The sequence below is a fragment of the Sulfuricurvum sp. RIFOXYD12_FULL_44_77 genome (genome assembly GCF_001830725.1).
GTDB lineage: Bacteria > Campylobacterota > Campylobacteria > Campylobacterales > Sulfurimonadaceae > Sulfuricurvum > Sulfuricurvum kujiense_A.
The window spans coordinates 1-1599 of the sequence record NZ_MIBU01000119.1 but is presented as its reverse complement, the minus strand read 5'-3'; the positions used below and the strand labels follow the sequence as shown (position 1 = coordinate 1599).

General features: G+C 46.8%; 2 protein-coding genes. Both read left to right on the top strand.

The genetic code is table 11. From position 1 onward, the window contains the following. Positions 1–34 precede the first annotated feature (34 nt). Positions 35–487 (top strand): acetyl-CoA carboxylase biotin carboxyl carrier protein, encoded by a 453-nt coding sequence (gene accB / locus A2517_RS05000; protein WP_294894751.1) that lies wholly within the window; start codon positions 35–37, stop codon positions 485–487. A 2-nt stretch (positions 488–489) separates the two neighbouring features. Continuing rightward, on the top strand, positions 490–1599 hold a 1110-nt coding region (locus A2517_RS04995), incomplete at its 3' end, for a biotin carboxylase N-terminal domain-containing protein (protein WP_294894749.1).

Genomic DNA, 1599 nt, shown 5'->3' with positions numbered 1-1599 from the left:
ACATCTATTAACCTACTTTTAGGAGCATTTTCCGATGGATATGAAACAAATCAAAGCACTTTTGCAAGAGTTTGACGCAAGTACTCTTTCAAAATTAAAAATTACTCAGGACGCTTTTTCGATTGAATTTGAAAAAAATATCGGTGCAGTTTGCGCACCTGTCATGGCAGCTCCCGTAGCAGTCGCAGCAGCTCCGGCTGTAGCTACCACAGCAATGGAAACAGCTGTTTCTGCCCCTGTACATACCGGCGATATGATCGTTTCTCCAATGGTCGGGACATTTTATGCGTCCCCTTCACCCGATTCAGCCCCTTTTGTCAAAGTAGGCGATCGTGTGAAAAAAGGGCAAGTTATTGCTGTGCTTGAAGCGATGAAAATCATGAATGAACTCGAAGCAGAGTTTGATTGTAAAATTGTAAGTGTTTTAGTATCAGATGCTCAGGCTGTTGAGTACGATATGCCGTTATTCGCTGTCGAGAAGCTCTAATCATGGCGGAAATCAAACGTATTTTAGTCGCAAATCGCGGCGAGATTGCGCTTCGTGCTATCCGTACGATTAAAGAGATGGGTAAAGAAGCCGTAGCCGTTTATTCGACTGCTGATAAAGAGGCTTCGTATCTGAAATTAGCGGATGCAGCGATTTGTATCGGTGCCGCCCCGAGTTCTCAAAGTTACCTCAATATTCCCGCAATTATTGCCGCTTGCGAAATCAGCGGATGCGATGCGGTATTTCCGGGATACGGATTTTTGTCTGAAAATCAACACTTTGTTGAGATCTGTACCCATCATGGGATCAAATTTATCGGACCTACTCCGGAAGTCATGGTGTTGATGTCCGATAAATCAAAAGCGAAAGATGTAATGATTGCCGCCGGTGTTCCTGTCGTCCCTGGGTCTGACGGTGCGATCAAAGACATTGCTGAAGCCAAAGTGCGCGCCAAAGAGGTCGGTTATCCGGTTATCCTTAAAGCGGCAGCAGGCGGAGGCGGACGCGGAATGCGTGTTGTCGAAGAAGAGAGCTACATCGAAAACGCATTTTTAGCAGCGGAAGCGGAAGCAATCGGTGCGTTCGGTGACGGTACGATTTATATGGAGAAATTCATTAAAAATCCTCGTCATATCGAAGTTCAAGTGATCGCCGATGCTCACGGAAATGTTCTTCACATCGGAGAACGTGACTGCTCTATGCAGCGTCGTCACCAAAAATTGATCGAAGAATCTCCGGCGGTTGCGTTGACCCCTGAAATTCGTGCAGAATTACACGCATCTGCTGTTCGCGCGACCAAGTATATTAAATACGAAGGGGCGGGGACGTTCGAGTATCTTCTCGATGCCGATAAAAAATTCTACTTTATGGAGATGAATACCCGTCTTCAAGTTGAACACACCGTTTCGGAAATGGTCAGCGGTTTGGATTTGATCGAAATGATGATCCGCGTAGCCGAAGGGGAAGCCCTTCCTCCTCAAGAGAGTGTTCTCCTTGGCGGTCACTCGATTGAATGCCGTATCACTGCAGAAGATCCGATCAAGTTCTTGCCGTGTCCGGGTAAAATTACGCAGTGGATCTCACCGGGGGGGCGTAATGTTCGTGTCGATACC

Bases quoted from the DNA above. Each gene is read 5' to 3' on its own strand.
- accB (WP_294894751.1), top strand. From the start codon at position 35: ATGGATATGAAACAAATCAAAGCACTTTTGCAAGAGTTTGACGCAAGT.